Origin of the sequence: Actinoplanes sp. NPDC051494 (assembly GCF_044454705.1) — a bacterium.
In the GTDB taxonomy this organism is placed as follows: Bacteria; Actinomycetota; Actinomycetes; order Mycobacteriales; family Micromonosporaceae; genus Actinoplanes.
The window spans coordinates 481,338-501,076 of the sequence record NZ_JBITDZ010000004.1 but is presented as its reverse complement, the minus strand read 5'-3'; the positions used below and the strand labels follow the sequence as shown (position 1 = coordinate 501,076).

Annotated in this window: 20 protein-coding genes and 1 pseudogene; 12 read left to right on the top strand and 9 right to left on the bottom strand. The window is 71.2% G+C overall.

The annotated features are described in order from the left end of the window. Positions 1–94 precede the first annotated feature (94 nt). From ACIA6A_RS18975 to ACIA6A_RS18960, 4 genes and pseudogenes are all read left to right on the top strand, one after another. Positions 95–433: pseudogene (locus ACIA6A_RS18975) on the top strand (ArsR/SmtB family transcription factor); the annotation flags it as partial. Between the two features lie 75 nt (positions 434–508). Further along, positions 509–787 (top strand): ArsR/SmtB family transcription factor, encoded by a 279-nt coding sequence (locus tag ACIA6A_RS18970; protein ID WP_396099012.1) that lies wholly within the window; start codon positions 509–511, stop codon positions 785–787. A 3-nt stretch (positions 788–790) separates the two neighbouring features. Further along, entirely contained in the window at positions 791–1,891 is a 1,101-nt protein-coding gene (arsB, locus tag ACIA6A_RS18965) for an ACR3 family arsenite efflux transporter (RefSeq protein ID WP_396098976.1), read from the top strand. A gap of 10 nt (positions 1,892–1,901) precedes the next feature. Continuing rightward, positions 1,902–2,303, top strand: coding sequence for an arsenate reductase ArsC (locus ACIA6A_RS18960; RefSeq protein WP_396098975.1), 402 nt, complete (start codon positions 1,902–1,904; stop codon positions 2,301–2,303). Here ACIA6A_RS18960 and ACIA6A_RS18955 read toward each other — a convergent pair whose 3' ends face one another. From ACIA6A_RS18955 to ACIA6A_RS18945, 3 genes are read right to left on the bottom strand one after another with little or no spacing between them, the layout of a single operon-like run. Beyond that, positions 2,304–3,266: an NADPH:quinone reductase gene (locus tag ACIA6A_RS18955; protein ID WP_396098974.1), complete on the bottom strand. Its 963-nt coding sequence runs from the start codon at positions 3,264–3,266 to the stop codon at positions 2,304–2,306. Positions 3,267–3,268: 2 nt separating this feature from the next. Next, entirely contained in the window at positions 3,269–3,784 is a 516-nt protein-coding gene (locus ACIA6A_RS18950; RefSeq protein ID WP_396098973.1) for a PadR family transcriptional regulator, read from the bottom strand. Between the two features lie 10 nt (positions 3,785–3,794). Next, positions 3,795–4,385, bottom strand: a complete 591-nt coding sequence (locus ACIA6A_RS18945; RefSeq protein WP_396098972.1) for a cysteine hydrolase family protein — start codon at positions 4,383–4,385, stop codon at positions 3,795–3,797. A 292-nt stretch (positions 4,386–4,677) separates the two neighbouring features. On the opposite strand from ACIA6A_RS18945, the gene ACIA6A_RS18940 reads away from it, so the two are divergent. Genes ACIA6A_RS18940 through ACIA6A_RS18920 form a run of 5 tightly spaced genes read left to right on the top strand, consistent with a single transcriptional unit; the run spans position 4,678 to position 8,711 of the window. Beyond that, the gene (locus ACIA6A_RS18940) at positions 4,678–4,911 is read left to right on the top strand and encodes a hypothetical protein (RefSeq protein WP_396098971.1); all 234 of its coding nucleotides are present in this window, start codon (positions 4,678–4,680) and stop codon (positions 4,909–4,911) included. Positions 4,912–4,968: 57 nt separating this feature from the next. Further along, a complete protein-coding gene (locus ACIA6A_RS18935; RefSeq protein WP_396098970.1) occupies positions 4,969–5,409 on the top strand; it encodes an ATP-binding protein in 441 nt (146 codons plus the stop codon). Then, positions 5,406–5,822: a response regulator gene (locus ACIA6A_RS18930; RefSeq protein WP_396098969.1), complete on the top strand. Its 417-nt coding sequence runs from the start codon at positions 5,406–5,408 to the stop codon at positions 5,820–5,822. The genes ACIA6A_RS18935 and ACIA6A_RS18930 overlap by 4 nt, the downstream gene beginning before the upstream one ends. Positions 5,823–5,845: 23 nt before the next feature. Further along, positions 5,846–7,825 carry an ATP-binding protein gene (locus tag ACIA6A_RS18925; protein ID WP_396099011.1) on the top strand — a complete coding sequence of 660 codons (1,980 nt, stop codon included), beginning with the start codon at positions 5,846–5,848 and terminating at the stop codon, positions 7,823–7,825. Positions 7,826–7,859: 34 nt separating this feature from the next. Further along, positions 7,860–8,711, top strand: coding sequence for an NAD-dependent epimerase/dehydratase family protein (locus ACIA6A_RS18920; RefSeq protein ID WP_396098968.1), 852 nt, complete (start codon positions 7,860–7,862; stop codon positions 8,709–8,711). On the opposite strand, the gene ACIA6A_RS18915 is transcribed toward ACIA6A_RS18920, so the two are convergent. The 4 genes from ACIA6A_RS18915 to ACIA6A_RS18900 all read right to left on the bottom strand — a co-directional run bounded on the left by ACIA6A_RS18915 (position 8,692) and on the right by ACIA6A_RS18900 (position 13,810). Next, the gene (locus tag ACIA6A_RS18915; RefSeq protein ID WP_396098967.1) at positions 8,692–8,964 is read right to left on the bottom strand and encodes a hypothetical protein; all 273 of its coding nucleotides are present in this window, start codon (positions 8,962–8,964) and stop codon (positions 8,692–8,694) included. The two genes, ACIA6A_RS18920 and ACIA6A_RS18915, sit on opposite strands and share 20 nt — an antisense overlap. Next, entirely contained in the window at positions 8,919–9,542 is a 624-nt protein-coding gene (locus ACIA6A_RS18910) for a LytR C-terminal domain-containing protein (protein WP_396098966.1), read from the bottom strand. Before ACIA6A_RS18910 ends, ACIA6A_RS18915 begins: the two co-directional genes overlap by 46 nt. Beyond that, positions 9,535–10,041 (bottom strand): RNA polymerase sigma factor, encoded by a 507-nt coding sequence (locus ACIA6A_RS18905; protein ID WP_396098965.1) that lies wholly within the window; start codon positions 10,039–10,041, stop codon positions 9,535–9,537. The genes ACIA6A_RS18910 and ACIA6A_RS18905 overlap by 8 nt, the downstream gene beginning before the upstream one ends. A gap of 115 nt (positions 10,042–10,156) precedes the next feature. Further along, entirely contained in the window at positions 10,157–13,810 is a 3,654-nt protein-coding gene (locus ACIA6A_RS18900; protein ID WP_396098964.1) for a S8 family serine peptidase, read from the bottom strand. Positions 13,811–13,964: 154 nt separating this feature from the next. Here ACIA6A_RS18900 and ACIA6A_RS18895 point away from each other — a divergent pair, with 154 nt between their 5' ends. Further along, positions 13,965–14,504 (top strand): Uma2 family endonuclease, encoded by a 540-nt coding sequence (locus ACIA6A_RS18895; protein WP_396098963.1) that lies wholly within the window; start codon positions 13,965–13,967, stop codon positions 14,502–14,504. Here ACIA6A_RS18895 and ACIA6A_RS18890 read toward each other — a convergent pair whose 3' ends face one another. Further along, positions 14,505–15,074 carry a hypothetical protein gene (locus ACIA6A_RS18890; protein WP_396098962.1) on the bottom strand — a complete coding sequence of 190 codons (570 nt, stop codon included), beginning with the start codon at positions 15,072–15,074 and terminating at the stop codon, positions 14,505–14,507. Between the two features lie 80 nt (positions 15,075–15,154). Here ACIA6A_RS18890 and ACIA6A_RS18885 point away from each other — a divergent pair, with 80 nt between their 5' ends. After that, positions 15,155–17,818, top strand: a complete 2,664-nt coding sequence (locus ACIA6A_RS18885) for a BTAD domain-containing putative transcriptional regulator (RefSeq protein WP_396098961.1) — start codon at positions 15,155–15,157, stop codon at positions 17,816–17,818. 42 nt (positions 17,819–17,860) lie between these two features. Then, positions 17,861–18,493, top strand: a complete 633-nt coding sequence (locus ACIA6A_RS18880; protein ID WP_396098960.1) for a hypothetical protein — start codon at positions 17,861–17,863, stop codon at positions 18,491–18,493. On the opposite strand, the gene ACIA6A_RS18875 is transcribed toward ACIA6A_RS18880, so the two are convergent. Then, positions 18,479–19,708 carry an MFS transporter gene (locus ACIA6A_RS18875; protein WP_396098959.1) on the bottom strand — a complete coding sequence of 410 codons (1,230 nt, stop codon included), beginning with the start codon at positions 19,706–19,708 and terminating at the stop codon, positions 18,479–18,481. The two genes, ACIA6A_RS18880 and ACIA6A_RS18875, sit on opposite strands and share 15 nt — an antisense overlap. Positions 19,709–19,739 lie beyond the last annotated feature (31 nt).

Sequence of the window (19,739 nt, the reverse complement as noted above, 5' to 3'; positions counted from 1 at the left end):
CGATCGGATCTCCTCGAATGGTCGGATACCTAGACTTCAGTCGAACCGCTGCGGTCAGCTTGTAATGGGTTTAGACAACTGTCAAGCTACACGCATGTCTGTTCTTCCGGTCGTGGCTCCTGCGGGTTCGTCGTGCTGCCCGCCACTACAGGTGGAGGCCCTGGCCACGCAGGCCGCGGGCCAGTTGGCGCCGATGTTCAAAGCGCTCGGTGACCCGGTCCGGTTACGGCTGCTGTCGCTGATCGCTTCGGCCGCCGAGGTGTGTGTCTGTGATCTGACCGATGCTTTCGAGGTCACCGGGGCCACGATCTCGCACCACCTGCGGGTCCTGCGTGAGGCGGGCCTGGTCGAGGTCGAGCGTCGCGGCACCTGGGCCTACTACCGGGCCAGGCGAGCAGCGCTCGACCTGCTCGGTGGGTTGCTGACCGGGCAGGCCCAGCCGCCGGACGGGCCTGCCCCGGTCACCGCCGTTAATCAGGGTGAACTGATATCAGCTCAACCTGATGTGATGCGGCTGCTCGGTGACCCGCTCCGGGCGCAGATCGTCCGCATCCTCGCCGACGGTCCGGCGACCACCTCGCATCTGGTCGCCGACACCGGCGCGAAGCAGCCCAACGTCTCCGGGCACCTCAGACAACTGCGCGAAGCCGGCGTGGTCGTGCCCGAGCCGCGGGGACGCTTCACCTACTACCGGCTCGTACCGGAATCCCTGCATGGTGCCGCCCTGCACCTCGCCGACCTGGCCGCCGACGCGCGGGCGCACTCCGGCACCTTCCGGGACTGCTGACTCATGACCCGTGCTGCCACGACCGGCGACACCTCGCCGGCGGTTGTCGGGCGTCTGTCGCGCCTCGACCGGTTCCTGCCCGTGTGGATCGGCCTGGCGATGGTCGCCGGTCTCCTGCTCGGCAGGCTCATCCCCGGCCTCGACAGTGCCCTCGAGGCCGTGAAGATCACCGGAATCTCCCTGCCGATCGCGCTGGGCCTGCTCATCATGATGTACCCGGTCCTCGCGAAGGTCCGCTACGACCGCCTGGACACCGTCACCGGCGACAAGCGGCTGTTGATCTCGTCGCTGGTCGTCAACTGGATCATCGGCCCAGCCATCATGTTCGCCCTGGCCTGGATCTTCCTCGCCGGCCACGCCGAGTACCGCACCGGCCTGATCATCATCGGGCTGGCCCGCTGCATCGCCATGGTCATCATCTGGAACGACCTGGCCTGCGGTGACCGCGAAGCCGCCGCCGTCCTGGTGGCCCTCAACTCCGTCTTTCAGGTCATCGCGTTCGGCGTGCTCGGCTGGTTCTACCTGACGGTCCTGCCCGGATGGCTCGACCTGTCCGGCGCCGAACTGCGGGTGTCCGGCTGGGACATCGCCCGCAATGTGCTGATCTTCCTCGGCGTCCCGCTGCTCGCCGGCTTCCTCACCCGCCGCTTCGGAGAGAAGGCCAAGGGCCGCACCTGGTACGAGGAGCGCTTCCTGCCGAGGATCGGCCCGATTGCTCTGTACGGGCTGCTCTTCACCATCGTGATCCTGTTCGCGCTGCAGGGCGACGCCATCACGAACAAGCCGTGGGACGTCGCGCTGATCGCGGTGCCGCTGCTGGTCTACTTCGCGATCATGTGGGGTGGCTCCTACGTCCTGGGCAGGGCCATCGGGCTCAGCTACGAGCGCACCACCACCCTCGCGTTCACCGCCGCGGGCAACAACTTCGAGCTCGCCATCGCCGTGGCCATCGGCACGTTCGGTGTCACCAGCGGCCAGGCGCTCGCCGGGGTCGTCGGCCCGCTCATCGAGGTCCCGGTCCTGGTCGCCCTGGTGTATGTCAGCCTGGCGCTGCGCCGCAGGTTCTTCGCCGGCCCGGTATCCCATCACCTGAACCACCGGTAGGAGAGACCTCATGTCTGACAAACCCAGCGTCCTGTTCGTATGCGTCCACAACGCCGGCCGCTCCCAGATGGCCGCTGGCTGGCTGCGCCACCTCGCCGGTGACGCCGTCGAGGTCCGTTCCGCGGGCTCCGAACCCGCCGACCGGATCAACCCCGCGGCGGTCGAGGCCATGCGGGAGGTCGGTATCGACATCACCGGCCAGACCCCGAGGATCCTCGAGTACGACACCGTGCAGTCCTGCGACGTCATCGTCACCATGGGCTGTGGCGACGCCTGCCCCTATTTCCCCGGCAAACGCTACGAGGACTGGAAGCTCGAGGACCCGGCCGGTAAGGGCGTCGAGTCGGTGCGCCCCATCCGTGACGAGATCAAGACCCGGATCGAAGCGCTGCTCGGCGGCCTCATGGTCTGATCAGAGGGCGAGCAGGACCCGGCGGCGGTTGTCGCGGTCGACCTGCTCGTGTGCTGCCGCGGCCCGATCGAGGGGGAGCGGTGGCGCGACGGGGATGACGATGGCGCCCGCCCGGGCGGCGGCGGTGAGATCGGTGGCCGCCTGCCGTTTCGCCTCGACCGGGAAGTCGTCGCTGCCGAACAGGCGCAGTGTGACGTTGTCGAACAACAGCGGCCAGAACGGGAACTCGGGACGGTCGCGCCCGGTCGCGTACGCGGCGATGACGCTGTTGTTGTGCACCACGGCGGCGTCCAGGTCGGCGTTGCCGGCGAAGTCGACCTCGATGACGCGGTCGACGCCGCCGGGGGCGAGGTCGCGGATCGCGCCGGCCGGGTCCTCGCCGTCGAGCGCGACCACGTCGCCGTGCGCCGACGAGAGGTCTGTCGTGCGCCGTACCGTGCCGATGACCCGTGCGCCCGCCCGGTCGGCGAGCTGCGCGGCGATCGATCCCACTGCACCGAGGACCCCGTGCACGAGCACGGTGGTGCCGGTGACCGGGCCGTCGGCGAAGACCGTGCGGTGCGCGGTGATACCGGGGATGCCCAGGGCCGCGCCCACCTCGTCGTCGACCTCGTCGGGCAGGTCGACCGCCAGTTCGCCGGGCACGGTCGTGAACCCGGCGGCGGTGCCGGACGGCCGGTAGGACTGGGCGCCGTACACCCAGACCCGGCGGCCCACGCGAGTCCTGCTGACGCCGTCGCCGACCCGGTCGACGACACCCGCGCCGTCGCTGTGCGGGATCACCCGCGGGTAGGGCATCGTCGATCCCAGCCAGCCGCGGCGCTTCTTGGTGTCGCCGGGGCTGATGCCGGAGAAGCGCAGTCGTACCCGCACCTCACCGGGACCCGGCTCCGGGTCGGGCAGCTCACCCACCCGGAGCACGTCCGCGGCGGGGCCTTGCCGGTCGTACCACACAGCACGCATGGTCAGTCCTCGAGGATCTCGCGCAGCCACGCGCGTTCGGCCCGGCTGTGAGCCCTGGCGATGGTGAACAGCCCCTGCCGGTACGGGTCGGTCATGTCCTTCTCACGTAACGGCTGGTCGCCGTCGTAGAAGAAGCTGCCCGGCTGCTCCAGGAAGTCGAGCCGCCGGCGGAGAACGGCGTCGCGGCTCGTCCGGTCGGGCAGCAGGCGCAGGAAGGCGAGCAGCACGGTGAAGTTCGTGAAGTCGGCGATCTCCGGGTCGGTGGGCTCGCGCAGCCGCCGCAGCAGCTCGGCCCGGCCGGTCCCGGTCAGGCTCAGCACGTTGCGATGGGCTGCTGCCCGTCCCGGCTCGGCGCGGCGGTCCAGGTGGCCGGCCCGGACGAGCCGATTGATCGCGGGGTACAGGCTTCCGTCGCTGACGGGGCGGGCGTAGCCGGCCAGGTGGGTGAGCCTGCGGCGTAGCTCGTAGCCGTGCGCCGTCCCATCGGCCACGAACCCGAGGATCGCCAGTTCCAACATGGCCGAGATATTAGCTCTGAACGAGGTATTCGACAGCGGTCTTGGTGTCGGCGACGGTGGCGATGTTGGTCAGTGCGTAGTTCAGGGCGGCGTGCTGCCACTCCTCGCTCAGGCTGGAGGTGGCGTCGGAGACGACGGTGACCTCGTAGCCGTGGTCGGCGGCCTCGCGCACGCTGTGCTCGACGGCCATGTTCGTCCAGGCACCGGCCACGACGAGCTTCGTGACGCCGAGGTTATGCAGCATGATGTCGAGGCTGGTCCCGCCGAACGCGTTCATCCGGATCCGGTCCAGCACGATCTCACCGTCGCGGGGCGTGAGCTCGTCGACGATCGCGGCACCCCAGCTACCGATCTTGAAGGTGTCCGGCGCGAGCATCCGGAAGATCGGGGCGTTGGCGCCGCCCAGGCCCGCGACCGGATGCACGACGATCCGGGTGTGGAACACCGGCGTACCGGCGGAGCGTGCGGCCCCGAGCAGGGTGCCGACGTTCGCGATCACGTGCTGTGAGGCGGCGTGCTCGGCCGCGCCGAGCGACGCGTACGCCCCTTCGGGGTGCACGGTGTCGTTCTGCATGTCGATGATCAGCAGGGCGGTGGTCACGTGAATCTCCTGTCCTTGTACATCGATTCGAGGTATTCACGCTAACTCCGGCTCAGCGGAGCTATGTCGCCTTTGCGCCTGTACGGGCGTTGTGCGGCAAGCAACGTGGGAGACGTCATGTGTTGAAGCTTCAATGGGGAGCCCGGTGGCCAAGCACCGGCCGCCGTGACCCCGGCGGTGAAGGGCGTAGGCTCCCGGGTCACCGGTTCTTCCATGGGAGCCCTCGTCGGGGGAGTCATGGCCGCCGGGCGGCTCAAGGAGTTCACGGACTGGGCGGTCGGCCTCAAGCAGCGTGACGTTCCCGACCTCGACGTTCGACAACGTGATCGGTAACGCGCTCAGGTACACCCGGCCCGGGCCGGTCCCGTACGTCGAGATCTCCGACCGGGGAGTCGTCGCCGCGTTCACCCGGGCCGGCGGCAGCGCGGGCTACCCGGGCACCGGCCTGGGCCTCGCGATCGCGCAGCGCATCATCGAACGTCACGGCGGAAGCGTCTTCCGGAGCGCGGCATCCGCGGCCCCATGAAGACCCGATCCAGCCCTTCTCCGGCAGAAGGAGGGCTACGTTCGGATGGTGTCTGTCATGGGATCGGTCCTGCCGCCGCCGGACATCGAGGAGTTGCGGGTCTGGGAGCTGGCGGACGCGTCCAACCTGCGGATCATGCGGGCGTCGCTGTTCGAGGCGGTCACCGGCCAGGTCATGGCCGCCCAGTTCACCCTCGGCGGGGTCGCCGACCGGATGGTGCTGGTCGCCACGGAGCTCGCCACCAACGCGCTCGTCACCGGTGTTCCGCCGGTCACGGTCCGGCTGTGCCGCTGCGGCCCGGACTTCGTGCTGGATGTCGCCGACCGGCACCACCGGGCCCCGCCCGGGTTCGACGACACCGGGGAACCGGGTTCCGGTCGTCTGTGGCTGCGGCTGGCGCAGCGGTTCTCCGCCGAGGTCGGGTGGTATGTCCGCGGTTCCGGCCGGCACGTGTGGGCCCGGTTCCACGCCGATGACGATCACCGGGAGGTGGCGTGACCACGCTGCTCATCGCGGAGGATGTCGATGACCTCGCCATGATCATGAAGCGGATCTTCACCAGGGCGGGCCTGCGGGTCCTGCACGCCGGTGACGGTGTCGCGGCCCTGGAACTCGCGCTCGCACATCGTCCCGACGTCGTGCTCACGGATCTCGGCATGCCGCGCCTGGACGGCTGGGGCCTGATCGCGGCGATCCGGGCGGACCCCGGGATCGGGGAGGTGCCGATCGCCATCATCACCGGTGAGCTGCACCGCGGTGATGCCCGGGTCGCCGAGAGCGGAGCCTGTGCCGTGCTGCTCAAGCCGTGTCCCAACGACGAACTGGTGTCCGTCATCGGTCGCCTCGCCGAACAGGGGCCGCATGGGCACACGTTCACCAGCGAGGGATGTATGGCCATGACCCGGCGCTAGATGGGGAGACCTCGTTGAGTCCTGTGTCGCGTGATCCGGCGCCGGGGTGCCCGGTGGCCCCGGACGCCGTCGCCCGGATGGCCGCCCGCCTGCTGTCCGCGCCGATGGCCGTGTGGACGATGCTCGACGGCGACGGGGAACACCTGCTCGGAAGCTACGGCGTCCCGGCGGGCCGGTTCACCGCCGGGACGCCGATGAGCGCTCCCGGCCTCATAGCCCACGGGTACGGGATGAGCGTGCCGGTCCGGGACGAAGCCGGGCGGGTGCTCGGATCGCTGACCGTGCTGGACACCGTGCCGCGCGCCTGGACGGACGCGGACACCGTCGTGCTCACCGACCTGGGGCTCCTGCTGCGCCCGGCCACCGAGCCCGTACCCTCGGAACCCGCCCTGGCGGCGGGCTTTCTCGACGCACTGCTCGACAGCCTCTCCGTCGGGGTGGTCGCGTGCGACGCCGACGGTGCCATCGCGCTGATCAACCGGTCGATGCGGGCGGTGCACGGCATCCCCGACGGCACCCGGGCGGTGCACGAGTACGCGGACGGCGTGGCCGGCGTCCTGCGTGATCGGGACGGCCGGCCGCTGCGGCTGGAGGAGACGCCGCTGATGCGGGCGCGGTCCGGCGAGCACGTTGATGACACCGACCTCGTCATCGCGGTCCCCGGCCGGCGAAAGCGGACGTTCGCCGTGACGGCCCGGCCCATCACCGGCACCGACGGCCGGCAGCAGGGCGCGGTGGCCGTCACGCACGAGGTGACCGCGCTGCGACGGGTCGAGCAGTTCCGCGAATGCCACCGCCGGGTGGGGCGCGGGCTCAGGGGCGCGGAGACGACCGCCGCCGCGGCACCGGCGGTGCTGGAAGCGGTGGGTACGACGTTGGGCTGGCCCGCCGCGGAGTTGTTCCTGGTCGACGACACGACCGGGGAACTGCGCGCGGTCGGGCACTGGAGCGAGTGGCAGGAGGACCCGGCCGACTTCTTCGGTCACCTGCCGGTGCGCGGCCTCGGCGCCACGGGCCGGGTCTGGCACGAGGGCAACCCGGTCTGGATCCCTCGGCTGGCGGAGAGCGCGAAGCACGGGACGGCGTTCGAGCGGTCCCGGGCCACCGTCTGTGTCCAGCACGGGATCAACACGGTCCTGGCCGTTCCGGTGCAGGACGGCAACGAGGTGCTCGGGGTGCTGACGTGTTACGCCGGCGCCGCCGAATACGACGAGGACCTGCTGACGGTGCTGCTCGAGGGCGTCGCCGCGCAGATCGCGGCGTTCGTCACGCTGCGCCGCGCCGAGAGTCTCACCCGCGAGCTGGCCCGCATGCAGGACGACTTCCTCTCCCTCGTCGGTCACGAGCTGCGCACCCCGCTGGCCTCCATCTCGGCGCACGTGGGCATCCTCAGCGAGGACAGTGCCGGGTACGACGCCGACAGCCGCACGATGATCGACTCCATGGCCCGCAACATCGCCGAACTGCACGTGATCGTCGGGAGCCTCCTCGATCTCGCCGGTCTCGAATCGGGGCACCTGCCCCTGACGGTGCACGACCTCGATCTCACCGGCCTCGTCACCACGTCCGCCGAGGCGGCCCGGGCCGAGGCCGTCCACCGTGGTCTGCGGCTGCGGGTGAGCGCGGCCGGGGAGGTCGTCGTCGCCGGCGACGAACGGCGCCTGCGTCAGGTCGCGGACCACCTTCTCGCCAACGCCATCAAGTACAGCGAACCGGGCGCCGCCGTCAGCCTCGTCCTCACCGGCGGCGACGATGTCGCGGAACTCCAGGTCAGCGACGGTGGTATCGGTATGCCCGACGGTGAGCACGACCGTGTCTTCGACCGGTTCTTCCGGGGCAGTAACGTCCGTCATCATGGGGTGCCGGGGTCCGGCCTGGGCCTGAGCATCGTCCGGACCATCGTGCGCCTGCACGGCGGGAGCATCAACCTGCGGCCGAACCTTCCGGGCGGCACCACGGTGGTGGTCCGGATCCCGCTCCGGCCGCCCGGGGCGGTTCGCTGAGCCGCCCGGACAACACGACATCTTGGAGGACAGCGTGGCACGTGTGGTCGTCACCGGCGGGGCCGGCAAGCTCGGACGGGCCGTCGTGACCGAGCTCATCTCGTACGGATGGGAGGTCGTCGTCTTTGACCGGGTCCCGTGCGAGGCGGCGGGTGCGGTGTTCGTGCCCGTCGATCTGACCGATTACGGCCAGGTGCTCGATGCCCTGCACGGGGTCGAGGAACGCTACGACCGGGTGGACGCGGTGGTGCACCTGGCCGCCGTCCCGGCACCGGGGATCGTGCCGGACCAGGCGACGTTCGCCAACAACATGAACGCGACCCACCATGTTTTCACGGCCGCCCGGCGCGCCGGTGTCAAGAACATCGTGTGGGCGTCCAGCGAGACCGTGCTGGGGCTGCCGTTCGACACCCCGCCGCCGTACCTTCCGGTCGACGAGGAATACCCGCCCCGGCCGGAGTCCACCTATTCGCTGGTGAAGACGCTCGAGGAGCGGATGGCGGCGGAGCTCTGCCGCTGGGATCCGGCGCTCAAGATGGTCGGCCTGCGGTTCTCGAACGTGATGGAGCCGGCCGACTACGCCGCGTTCCCGTCGTTCGACGCGGACGCGCGGCTGCGGAAATGGAACCTGTGGGGGTACATCGATGCCCGGGACGGAGCCCAGGCCGTACGGCTCGGGCTGGAGAGCGACCGGACCGGCATGGAGGTCTACATCATCGCCAACGCCGACACGGTGATGTCGCGACCGAACGCCGAACTGGTGGCCGAGGTGTTCCCGGGCGTCGAGATCCGCGGTGAGCTGGGCGTCAACGACACCTTGCTGTCCATCGCCAAGGCCCGGGCCCAGCTCGGCTACGAGCCGCGGTTCAGCTGGCGCGAGCAGTGAGCCGCCGGGCGTACCGTTCGTAGGCGGCCCGGTCGCCGCAGCGAGCGGGTGTCGACGCTTCGCGCCCGGCTGCCTCGCCGCGCGGGTCCGGCTCGCCGTCGAGTTCGCCCGCCGGCGCCTCGAGCAGGCGGAACCTGTCGAGGTCGGTCAGGTCGGTGTGCCGGAGCAGGGTCACGAGCAGATCGACGATCCGGTACCGCGACCCGGTCAGCTCGTCGGCCGGGTCGAACGGCTCGGCGTGGCCGGGGTGCATTCCGCTGGTGCGGTCGGCGGTCCGGCGATCGTGAGGGTCTGGTTGAGCTCGGTGGTGGTGGCGAGGCGGGTGAAGGAAGGGCCGAGGATCACGTCCACGGCCTCGTCGGTGCGGTCCGGGTCGAATTGCATGGTGGTTTCGCCGTGCAGTACCGCTATCAGCAGGGCTGCCGCGCCGATCGACGTGGGGCCGTAGCGCAGGGTGGTCGTGGCCGAGGGTTCGCGGGCGGGCGTGCCGTCCAGCACCGAGTAGGAACGCTCGCGCAGCTGGGCCGCCGTCGTGGCCGGCAGCCCGGCGGGGGCGCCGCCGTCGAGGACCCGGATGCGGATCTCGGACGGGCTCCGGGGCAGGTCGAGGACACAGCTGAGGCCGGGTGCCGCGGCGATCGGCGCGGCGTGCTGCTGTTGCTGCGGCCACCCGATCGTGAGGCCGGCGGTGGTCAGCACCACCGCGCCCGCCGCTACCGTGACGGCCAGTTGCCGGCGGGCCCGGCTACGGCCGCGGGCCCGTACGATGGCCGCGGGTGCGACCTTGAGGTTGTGGACCTCGAGTTCCAGGTCCCGGATTCGGTCACGCATGGGTCGCGACATCGCTGATCTCCTGTTCGTGGTCGTCGAGCAGCCGGCCGAGGGCGGTCCGGGCCCGGGAGAGCCGGGCCTTGACGGTTCCCGCCGGGACGCCGGTCGTCGCGGCGATCTCGTCGACCGGCATGTCCATCAGGTAGTGCAGGGCGATGGCCTGCCGCTGCGGTCTTGGCAGCCGTTGCAGCGCGTCGATGACGGCCACCCGGTCCGGGGACGGGCCGTGGGCCACGTCGTCGGTTGGACCCAGGCGGATCCGGGTGCTGAGCGCGCGCTGCAGACCGCGCCATCGGTTGCTCATGATCCGCCAGGCGACCGTGCGCACCCAGGCCTCGGGATCTTCGTACCCGGAGACCTTCGGCCAGTGTTGCCAGGCCCGCGCGAACGCCTCCTGGGCGATGTCCTGGGCGTCGGACCGGTCGCCGCAGGCGGCATAGAGGTAGAGCACGACGCGCCGGACCGCCGTGGTGTAGAAATTGTCGAAGTCGGTGCTCACACCAGAGAACACCCCGCTCACCGCGATCCGGTTGCATGTGCCGGCCGGGATCGTGCCAGAAAGAACCCGGGCCGCGACGGTATCCGCCGCGACCCGGGTGGTGGTGAGCAGGTGACTACTCCAGGCCGAAGGCCCGGGTGATCGTCTGTTCGACCCGGTTGCCGTAGGCGTCCTTCGCGGTGGTCCGGAGCGTGACGTGCTGCGCGCTGCGCGGGGCCCGCAGGTCCGCCGTCCAGCCGGCTGCCGTCCTGTGCAGGCGCCGGCTGACCCAGGTCACACCGTCGTCGTACGACACATCGAGCGTGACCGTGGTGATCTTCCTGCTGCTCGGCGCGCCGGGCAGGTGTGACGCGACGACGGTGATCCCGGCCGAGCGGGAGGCCTTCTGCGCCAGGTCGGTGTCCACCCGGTAGTCGAGCTGGATCAGCGGCAACCGGGTGGTCCTCGCGTCGGAGACGAAGTCCCAGGCCGTCCGCGTCCGGACCGAGTACGGCGAGGACACCGCGTCCCGCTCGGTCGTGGTGACCAGGCGGTACGGCAGGCGTTCGGGGCTCAGCCCGGAGTTGCTGTCGATCCAGTTGTACGCGTTCTGCTCGACGACCGTCCGGCCCTGGGTGAGCGTCGCGGTCATCTCACCGCCGTCCGGGAACGCCACCCCGGCGTGGTTCGCGCCGGAGTCACCCCAGCCCGGGATCTCAGCCACGAGCCGGTCACCGTCGCGGTAGGGGAGCGTGACCGCGTCGTTGATCCGCGGGCGCTGGATCGCGCCCAGCCACTTCTCGCTGGTGCGGCTGCCCGCCGGGTAGGTCGTGGTGCCGCCGAGCTGGAACGAGTACAGGTCGTCCATGTCGGTCGACCACCGGACGTCGTCCTGCGCGGTCACCCAGTCGGTGCGGAAACGTTCCGAGCGCATCAGGAAGCTGGAGCCGGTCTTCACCGGCAGGTCCGGGTGGTAGTCGTAACGCCGTTCGGTGATCTCCCGGCCCGACGTGCTCTGGAAGTCGACGTCGATCCGGGCCAGTTCCCGTTCCGTGGGGCGGTAGGTCACCGACCTCGGCACCGCGCCCGGCCAGTAACGCACCAGGTCGTACAGGTAGTCGGTGGTCGGGTCCGAGGTGACCCGCAGGCTCACCGCACCCTTGCCGAGCCGGGTGATCAACTGGTCGCCGCCGTCCTTGGTCAGTGTGGCCACGGCGAGCTTCGTCCGGTGGGTCGCGTCGAAGTAGCGCCCGGGTTCGTCGTTGACGATCAGGAGCACCGCCGCACCCGCCTTCTCGGCCGCTGCCACCTGGTCGTCGAGGTCGGCACGGCGTACCACGGCGATCTTGTCCCTGACGTCGGCCGCCGCGAAGTCGGCGGCGGTGCCCTTGCCCGCGAAGACCGCCGGGATCTGCCGCGAGCCCTCGGCCGGTGCGGTCGAACCGGGCAGCAGGATCAGGTCGTCGAAGGCGTCGACCGCCAGCAGCGGCTCGATCTTGCGCCACCGCGCGGACACCGACAGCTTGCCGTCGCGGGCCTTCAGACCGGGCGTGACCCAGATGCTGTCGTACCAGCGGGCCAGGACGTAGGAGTCGGAGGCCGAGGATCCACCCAGCTCACGGTGGTAGTCGAGCCGGACCTCGGCGTCGGCGGTGGCCTTCGGCGTGATCGCCTGGATCTCCCGGGTGGTGGCGGCTTTCAGGTCCACGGCGGTGTCTTTCTCCACGGTCACGGTGGGCGCGCTGAGCAGCGCGATGCCGCGGGAGTTCGGGCCGTGGGTGCCCTCGACCTCGCCGTACATCCACACCGAGTAACGACCCTGTGGTACCAGGACGTCGATGGGGCCGCCGTCGAAGGACACGAAGTTGTAGTACTGGCCGGCCGGGTCGCCCTCGCGGATCAGGTTGATCGAACCCGGCATCGGCTCACCGCCCCGTCCGGTGGGCGTGATGAGCAGGTGCCTCGGCTGGTCCTCGGTGCTGATCCCGACGATCGTGTCGGCCACCCGGTTGCCGCCGGTGGTGGCGACGACACTGCCGGTGTAACGGCCCTTCTCCGACACCAGACCCAGGTCCGCGGAGATCGTGACCGAGGCGGTGCCGCCCGCGGGCACGGTCACCCTGGGTGAAGACAAGGAGAACAGACCATCCGGTACGCCCTGAGCGGCCAAGGCGACGTCGAGCGTCACCTCGGAAGCACCGGTGTTGGTGTACGTGATCTGCCGCTCAGCCGTGCCCGAGGGCTCGTCCTGGAGCGGGTGGATGCCGAGGTAGGCCGACGCGGTGGCGAAGACCGTCGCCGTGGTGGTCGCGGCGATGTCGAGGCGCCCGGTGCCCGCCGTGTAGGCGTCGTGGCCGGGGGTCTCCCTGGCGGTGCTGACCAGCGCGTCCTTGAGCTGCGGTCCGGTCCAGTCCGGGTGCCGCGCGGCGAGCAGGGCGGCGGCGCCGGCGACATGCGGCGTGGCCATGGAGGTGCCGCTCAGCGTCGCGTAGCTGCCCTCGCCCTCGGCCGCGTACTGCGACCGGGCGGCCAGGATGTCGACGCCGGGCGCGGTGATCTCGGGCTTGAGCGCCCCGTCCACCAGGCGCGGCCCGCGGCTGGAGAACTCGGCGATCCGGTCCTCGGCGTCCACCGCGCCCACGGTCAGGGCGGCGTCGGCGGCACCGGGTGACCCGACGGTCGTCTCGGCCGGCCCGCTGTTGCCCGCGGCGATGACGAACAGGGCGCCGGTCTCGGCGCTGAGCTCGTTGACCGCCACGCTCATCGGGTCGGTGCCGTCGGTGGGGTCGCCGCCGAGGCTCATGCTGATGACCTTGGCTTTGCGCTCCCGCGCGGCCCACTCCATGCCGGCCACGATCCAGGAGTCCTGGCCGGAGCCGCCGTTGTCGAGCACCTTGCCGATCTGCAGGTCGACGCCGGGGGCCACCCCGCGCTCCGTGCCGCCCGAGGCGGCGCCGGTGCCGGCGATGGTGGAGGCCACGTGCGTGCCGTGCCCGACCCGGTGCCTGTCGGTGACGTCCTCGCCCGGCACGAAGCTGGCGCTCGCCTCGATCCGGCCGGCCAGGTCCGGGTGCTCCGCGTCGACCCCGGTGTCCAGCACGGCGACGTCGACACCCGCGCCGGTGTTCCCGGCCGCCCAGACCTCCGGGGCGCCGATCTGCGCGACGCTGTCGGCGAGGGCGGCGTGGACCTTCCCGTCCAGCCACACCTTGGTGATGCCGCGCGTGAAGGTGGGAGCGGTGGTCGCGCCGGTCGGTGCCGTTCCGGTCAGCGAGGTCCAGAAGTCCTCGGCCCGGTCGCGATCGGTGTTCACCGCATGCCCCTGGATGCTGGGCAGGGCCCGTACCTCGGTGCTGGCGTCGGGCAGGGCGTCGGCGCCCCGCTTGGCGAAGGAGGAACCCTGGTACTCGAGGATGACCGGCAGCGAATCGGTCGCGCCGTCGGTGTAGCCCTCGCGGGTCAGCAGCGTGACGTTGAACAGCCGCTTGTCCAGCAGGCCGGTGCCGACGTACGGCATGGCACTGTCCGGATACACGTACGTGTCCGGGCCGATCGTGGTGATGTGCGCACCGACCTGCTCACCGTCGGGACCCTGCACCGTGGTGACACCGGGCCGGACGGTGACCTTGTCACCGGTGATGAGCGTGATCGTCGTGCCGGCGGCCGCATGCGCGGGGCCGGCGGTGGTGGCCGCTTCGCGTGCGCCGGCGGGTGCCGCCGGGGTCACCGCCAGCGCGGTGACGGTCGCAAGGAGGAACGGGACGGACCTGCCGGGGGAGGATAGCGTCAACGGAAACCTCAACTCGATCAGAAGCCTGAAGTGCCGCCGACGCTATCGAGGCAACAACGGCCCTGATCGATATCGCGCTTGTTGATCTTCCCCGTTAACCGCATGGATACCGAATGAGCAGCTCCCCGAAACGAATCGTCCTGGAGGTGCGTCCATGACCGTCGGCCCGGTCACCGCAGAGCACTACGCGACGTGGACACCAGAGCAGTGCGCGGGGATCGAAGTCGTGGACGGGGCCGTTCTTGTGGGTCCGAGCGCGTCCAAGCGGCACAACCGCCTGGCCCGGCTGCTGGCCAATGCCCTGGACGTCGCGGCGGGGCCGGACTGGAACGCGGACACCGACTTCGATGTCCGGCTCCAGGATGTGCCGCTGAACAACCGTCGTCCCGATGTGACCGTGTACCGGGCGGACACCATCGACGTCACCCCGACCCGGCCCGAGCATGTGCTGCTCGTGGTCGAGGTGGTCTCTCCCGGGTCGGAGACGACCGATCGGATCGTCAAGACCGAGCAGTACGCGCGGGCCGGGATCCCGTTCTACTGGCGTGTCGAGCAGGCCGTCACCGGGGCGCCGATCGTCTACACGTACGTTCTCGATCCGGCGAGCGGTCGTTACCGCGACGGTGACGTCTTTGCCGGTGTCGTGAAGGTGGCCGCGCCGTTCTCGGTCGAGGTTGATCTCGGCCGGGTGTGATCAGTCCTCGCAGGTCCAGCTCACGCTGCCGGAGACCTCGGGGCCGCCGCCCTCGGTGCCGTCGGGGTTCTTGGTCGACAGTCCGGTGAAGACCCAGGAGCCGCCGCCCTTGCCGTCGGTGGTCACCGTGCTGGTCGTGCCGCTCTGGGTGTAATAGAGGTCGCCGCCGAAGCTGACCCCGGGCGGGCTGCCGATGTCGGTCAGGGTCTTCCGGTCGTACGTGCCCGCCCCCTGGTAGTCCTCGATCATCGCGCCGATGTAAACGGTCTTGCCGCCGATCGTGCCGGACGGCATCTGCGGCACCAGGAAGTACTTGCGGCCCTCCTTGTCCGCCTCGCCACCGCCGTACTGGTCGCACGACCGGTAGTCGACGCCGTTGTTGGTCGGCATGGGTGCCGTGGCACTGCCTTTCACCGTTACGTCGCCGGTGATGTCCACGTTGACCACCGTGTGCACCTGCCCGGACCCGCCCGTGTCCGCCGTCGTGCCGGCCCCGTCCGCGCTGCCGCAGGCCGCGCTCGCCGACAGCAGACCCGCCGCGAGCACCGCCACAACCCCCCGACTGACCATGCTTTTCCGCCCCTCGACCCGCAGAGATTCGTGCTGTACGCGGTTAGCGTTGGCGCAGGCGCTGAAGAAACGGTTAAGACATGCGGTTCGAGGTACTCGGCCCGGTCCGGGCGGTTGCCGGGGACGGCGGCGCCATCCCGCTGCCGCCGCGGATGCGGGCCCTGCTCGCCGCGCTGCTGGCCGCCGCTCGCCGTCCGGTCTCCCCGGAACGGTTGATCGCCGAACTGTGGCCCGCGGACGTGCCGCCCACCGCGGCCGGCGCGTTGCAGGTGCACGTCTCCGGCCTGCGCAAGATCGTCGGTGCGGCGCTGGTCACGACGCCGGGCGGGTATCAGCTCGACGTCCGCAGCGACGCCGACGAGTTCACCGACCTGGTCGCCGACGGGGCCCTGGACGAGGCGCTGGGGCTGTGGCGCGGGCCCGCGTACGAGGGTGGTGGTGCCGGGCCGATGGTCGCGTCGCAGGCGGCCCGCCTGGAGGAGTCGCTGCTCGCCGCCCGGCAGCGGTGGACCGACCGGGAGATGGCCGCCGGCCGTCCGGTCCTGGCCCCGCTCAGTGCCTGGGTGGCCGCCGAGCCGGTCACCGAACCCCTGGTCGAGCGGCTGATGCTGGCGCTGCACCGGGACGGGCGCACCGCTGACGCGCTCGACCTGTTCGAGCGCACCACGATGGCTCTCGCCGAGTACGAGACCCAGCCCGGTGCCGCGCTGGTCGCGCTCGCCGGGGCGATCCGGCGCCGGGATCCCGCGCTCGACCAGCCCCCGCCCGGGTTGCCCGGCACCCGCAGCCGGTTCATCGGCCGGCGCGCCGAGCTCGACCGGGCGATCGGCCTGCTCGGCGTGACCCGGCTGCTCACCGTGGTGGGGCCGGGCGGGTGCGGCAAGACGCGGCTCTGCGTCGAGCTGGCCCGCGAGGTCGCCGCCGACTACGCGAGCGTGCACGTGGTCGAGCTCGCCGGGCACACCACCGGGCTGCTGCCCGAACGCGTCGCGGCGTCGGCCGGGGCCCGGGAGGAGGCGGGCGTGCCGGTGCTCGACAGCCTGGCCCGGCACCTGGCCGGCCGGACCCTGCTCGTGCTGGACAACTGCGAGCACCTGCGGGCCGACGCCGCCCGGTTCGCGCACGAGCTGCTCGCCGCCACCCCGGGCGTACGGATCATCGCCACCAGCCGGGAGGCGCTCGGCGTACCCGGGGAAACGGTCTTCGCTCTCAGCGGTCTGGCCACCCCCGGGCCCGGCGCCGACCCGGCCCGCTCCGACGCGGTCCGGCTGTTCGCCGACCGGGTCGCCGCCGCCCGGGGTGGCACCGCGTTGCGCCCGCGGGAGCTGCCGGTCGCCGCCGAGTTGTGCCGGCGCCTCGACGGGTTGCCGCTCGCGCTCGAACTCGCCGCCGCCCGGCTCGGCGCGCTCGCGCTCACCGAGCTCATGTCCCGCCTCGACCGGCGCCTCGACCTGCTGGTCGGTTCCTCCCCGGTGCCGCGGCACCAGACCATGCGGGCCGCCATCGACTGGGGGTACGACCTGCTCGACGAGCCCCAGCGGGAGCTGCTGCCCCGCCTCGGTGTCTTCGCGGGCGGTTTCGACCTGGCCGCCGCGTGCGCGGTGGCCGGCACCGACGTGCTCGACCCGCTCACCCAGCTCGCCGGACGGTCCATGGTCGAGCACACCGACGGCCGTTACCGGCTCATCGAGACCATCCGGGAGTACGCGGCCGAGCGCCTGCCCGCCGACGATCCCGCCCATACCCGGCTCGCCGCGCTGTGGGTCGCGAAGCTGGCCGCGCCGCCACCGGCCGACGGTCCCGAGCACAGTCGCTGGCTCGCCGCCATCGAGCGGGACTACGACAACATCCAGGCGGCGCTGACCTGGTCGCTGAACCGCTCAGCCACGACCGGCCTGGAGATCGCGGCCGCGATGTGGTGGTACTGGTGGGTGAGCGGGCGGATGGCCGAGGGCCGATCATGGCTGCGCCGTACGCTCGCCGCGGCCCCCGCCGATCCGACGCCGCTCCGCGGAGGTGCCCTGCGCGCCGCCGCGTCGCTGGCCCGCAACTCCGGGGACGTCGCCGGTGCCCGTGAACTGGGCGAACAGGCGCTGGCGACGTTCCGCTCGCTGGATGACCGGCCGGGCATGATCGCGGCCCTGAACAACCTGTCGATCACCGCGCAGGGGCAGCGGGACTACGAGGCGTCGCTGGCGTACGGCTACGAGGGTCTGGACCTCGCCCGGCAGGCCGGCAACGCCCGGGCGATCGCGGCCGCACTCAACAACACCGCCGGGACGCTGCGCTGCATGGACCGTCTCGACGAGGCCGAGCCGCTGTTCGGTGAGGCCCTGGAACGGTTCCGCGCGGCGGGGGAGCGGCGCGGCGAGGCGGCGGCGCTGACCAACCTCGGCATCGTCACCCGGCGCCGGGGCCTGCTCGCCGCGTCCGGCGACCACATGCGAGCCGCCCTGCGCGTGTACACCGACCTGGCGATCCCCGAGGGGCAGCTGGACGCCGTCGAGGGCCTTGCCGAGCTGGCGGTCCTCGGTGCCGCCCCGGCCCGGGGCCTCACCCTGCTGGTGATCGCCGAGCGGGAGCGTACGGCCATCGGCGCGCCGCTGTTCACCCCCGACGAGGTGGCCGACCGTGATGCCGCGGAGCGGCGCGCGCGGGAAACGCTGAGCGGCGACGAGGTGCGCAAGGCGTTCCGGATGGCTTCCGAGACGTCGCTGGCGGGCGCGGTCGCCGAGCTGCTGTGAGCCGTTAAGCGTTTCTTCAGCCGGGCCGCCCACCCTGCCGCCATGACCTCACGACGCAGCTCAGCCGCGGTTCTCCTGCTCGGTGCGTTCGCTGTCACCGCCTGCGACCCGCACGCCGTCACCCTGCCCACGCCGTCCACCTCCGCAGCCACGCCGACCACCTCCGCATCCACGCCGTCGGCCACGCCGAAGTCGTCGCGATCGACCAGCCCGCACCCGATGAAGTCCAGCCGGCATCCCAAAAAGTCCAGCCCGCACCCGAAAGGGTCCGGGCCGCGGATCGTGTCGTTCCGGGTGGTGCAGAAGCCGAAGTGCGCCGAGGGCACGGCGGTCTTCCGCGCGAAGGCTGTACCCCTCGTGATCGCCTGGGAGATCACCGGGGCGACCGGCGGCGCGCTCTCGGTCGACGACCCGACCGGCACCCCCGGCACGTACGACGAGGTCGGCCTGGTGGGCACCGAGGAGTTCGGTTTCTCGTGCGGCGGGCCGGTCGGCTCGACCGAGACCCACAAGTACGACATCTACACGGTCGGCGGCGGCACCCAGAAGTCCCGCTCCCTCACGGTCTCGGCGAAGGTCCTCGACGATGGCCAGGCCGTGACGGGACAGCAGGCCGGCCCTGAGCCTGATCCCGAGCCCAGCGAAGCGGCCCCCGATGCGTCATCGGGTTCGTAGGGCGTACACGCCGGCGGCCAGCGCCCCCACGGTCAGGGCGGCGGCGCTGAGCCCCAGTGACCAGTGGATGCCGATCGCCGCCCCGGCCAGGCCGACGGTGAAGCCGCTGCCGGTCCGCAGGCCGCCCGACGAGGTGTTGTAGAGGCCGAGGATGCGGCCGCGTTCGGCCGGTGGCGCCTGCAGCTGCACCACGGTCTGCGAGATGGACATGGCGGCCAGGTTCGCGACCCCGCCGATCACGAGGGCGGCCACGGCGAGCGGATAGCTGCCCGTGACCGCGAAGACGAGGCTGGTCATGCCGTAGACGACCGTGCAGGCGACCGCGGCCTTCACCGACGGCTTGAGCCAGCCGGTGGCCTCGAGCACCAGCCCGCCGACCACACCACCGACGCCGTTGGCGAACAGCAGCACACCGTAGGCGAGGCCCGCCGACCCCGCGCCCAGCGATTCGGCGAACTCGGGCATCGCCGACTGCAGGGAGGCGCCGACGAAGAACGAGCCGAGCCCGGCCAGCACGATCATGCTGGTCACGGCCGGGGCGAGGGAGACACCGCGGGCGGCTCGCAGCGTCGCGATGGGCCCGGAGCGGGGCCGGGTGCTGACGCCCTCGCGGACGTGGCCGGTGAACCGGGTGCGGAACAGGAAGATCGTCAACGGCAGGTAGAAAGCGATGTTGGCGAAGATCCCGGCGGTCGGACCGAGCAGCAGCAACAGCGCGGACCCGACGACCGGGCCGCACAGCACGCCGAGGCTGCGGAACGTCGCGTTCAGCCGGACGGCCCCGGGCAGCTCGTCGCGGCCGGCGAAGTCGTGCAGCATCATCTGCTCGGCCGGGCCCCACAGCGCGCCGGCGCAGCCGTGCAGGACGAGCAGCACGCAGGCGTGCCAGATCTGCAGGGTGCCGGTCCAGAAGAGCAGGCCCCAGCACAAGGAGACGGTCATGAACAGCGCCTGCGCCGACTGGATGATGCGGCGGCAGTCGTAACGGTCGGCCAGCGAGCCGGACAGCACGGAGAAGAGCAGGAACGGCAGCCAGTGGCTGATCACCTGGAATCCGGCCAGGGCCGGGGAGTGGAATTTCTGCCAGAGCACCCAGTACGTGATGACGTGCTCGATGTTGTCGGCCATCATCGCCAGCCCGGTGCCGATCAGATACGGCCGCGAGTCACGGTTGCGGAGCGCGGCGAACCTCGGCGCGGGGGGATTCTGACGCATGCTGATCCTTCACAATACGGTGCACGGTGCC

Bases quoted from the DNA above. Each gene is read 5' to 3' on its own strand.
- ACIA6A_RS18970 (WP_396099012.1), top strand. From the start codon at position 509: ATGCGGCTGCTCGGTGACCCGCTCCGGGCGCAGATCGTCCGCATCCTC.
- arsB (WP_396098976.1), top strand. From the start codon at position 791: ATGACCCGTGCTGCCACGACCGGCGACACCTCGCCGGCGGTTGTCGGG.
- ACIA6A_RS18960 (WP_396098975.1), top strand. From the start codon at position 1,902: ATGTCTGACAAACCCAGCGTCCTGTTCGTATGCGTCCACAACGCCGGC.
- ACIA6A_RS18955 (WP_396098974.1), bottom strand. From the start codon at position 3,266: ATGCGTGCTGTGTGGTACGACCGGCAAGGCCCCGCCGCGGACGTGCTC.
- ACIA6A_RS18950 (WP_396098973.1), bottom strand. From the start codon at position 3,784: ATGTTGGAACTGGCGATCCTCGGGTTCGTGGCCGATGGGACGGCGCAC.
- ACIA6A_RS18935 (WP_396098970.1), top strand. From the start codon at position 4,969: ATGGGATCGGTCCTGCCGCCGCCGGACATCGAGGAGTTGCGGGTCTGG.
- ACIA6A_RS18915 (WP_396098967.1), bottom strand. From the start codon at position 8,964: ATGCACCCCGGCCACGCCGAGCCGTTCGACCCGGCCGACGAGCTGACC.
- ACIA6A_RS18910 (WP_396098966.1), bottom strand. From the start codon at position 9,542: ATGCGTGACCGAATCCGGGACCTGGAACTCGAGGTCCACAACCTCAAG.
- ACIA6A_RS18895 (WP_396098963.1), top strand. From the start codon at position 13,965: ATGACCGTCGGCCCGGTCACCGCAGAGCACTACGCGACGTGGACACCA.
- ACIA6A_RS18890 (WP_396098962.1), bottom strand. From the start codon at position 15,074: ATGGTCAGTCGGGGGGTTGTGGCGGTGCTCGCGGCGGGTCTGCTGTCG.
- ACIA6A_RS18885 (WP_396098961.1), top strand. From the start codon at position 15,155: ATGCGGTTCGAGGTACTCGGCCCGGTCCGGGCGGTTGCCGGGGACGGC.
- ACIA6A_RS18880 (WP_396098960.1), top strand. From the start codon at position 17,861: ATGACCTCACGACGCAGCTCAGCCGCGGTTCTCCTGCTCGGTGCGTTC.
- ACIA6A_RS18875 (WP_396098959.1), bottom strand. From the start codon at position 19,708: ATGCGTCAGAATCCCCCCGCGCCGAGGTTCGCCGCGCTCCGCAACCGT.